Source organism: Streptomyces sp. SID3343, from assembly GCF_009865215.1.
GTDB lineage: Bacteria > Actinomycetota > Actinomycetes > Streptomycetales > Streptomycetaceae > Embleya.
The window spans coordinates 1-848 of record NZ_WWJX01000676.1 but is presented as its reverse complement, the minus strand read 5'-3'; the positions used below and the strand labels follow the sequence as shown (position 1 = coordinate 848).

The window sequence follows — 848 nt, the reverse complement described above, 5'->3', positions numbered from 1 at the left end:
CCCGGCCCGGGCCCGGAGTTCGACTCGGGCCGGACCCGGACCCGGACCCGGACCCCGACCCGGACCCCGACCCCGATTCCCGCGCCGCCCCACCCGACCGGGTCCTCCCCTGGGTGGCAGTGGGTTCGGCGAAGCGGTCAAGGGCGTTGACCGGGTGGTCAGTCGGCCAGGCGTTCGCCGGTGCTCAGGGAGAACTTGTGGATTTCGTCGGCGCGTGGAGTGACGTACAGGGTCTCGCCCTTGGCGGGGACCGCGTCGCCTGCCACCCGGACCACCAGGGTGACCGGTTGGCCGTTGACCTGGGCGGTGGCGTATACGTAGGCGTCGGAGCCCAGTTCCTCGACCACGTCGACCACGATCGGCAGGCCGCGGCCCCGGCCGGCGTTGTCGCCGTCGGTGCCGGACGCGACCTCCAGGTGCTCCGGTCGGACGCCGACCGTGATCCGCTCGGCGCCCTCCGACCGGGCGGTCGCGTGCGCCGCGCGGGTGAGGGGGACCGGCACGTCGCCGAAGCGGATGCCGTCCTCGGTCAGGTCGGCCTCGATCAGGTTCATCGACGGTGAACCGATGAATCCGGCCACGAACACGTTGATCGGGTGCTCGTACATCTCGCGCGGGGTCGCGACCTGTTGGAGGATGCCGTCCTTGAGTACCGCGACGCGGTCGCCCATCGTCATGGCCTCGACCTGGTCGTGTGTCACGTACACCGTCGTCGTGCCCAACCGCCGTTGCAGGCCCGCGATCTGAATGCGCGTCTGGACCCGTAGCTTGGCGTCGAGGTTGGACAGTGGCTCGTCCATCAGGAACACCCGCGGTTCGCGGACGATCGCGCGGCCCATCGCGACACG

At 71.0% G+C, this 848-nt stretch carries 1 protein-coding gene; it reads right to left on the bottom strand.

The window, feature by feature from the left end; genetic code table 11:
* Nucleotides 1-158: 158 nt before the first annotated feature.
* The coding region (locus GT354_RS20670; protein ID WP_161357829.1) for a TOBE domain-containing protein at nucleotides 159-848 on the bottom strand (690 nt) is incomplete at its 5' end.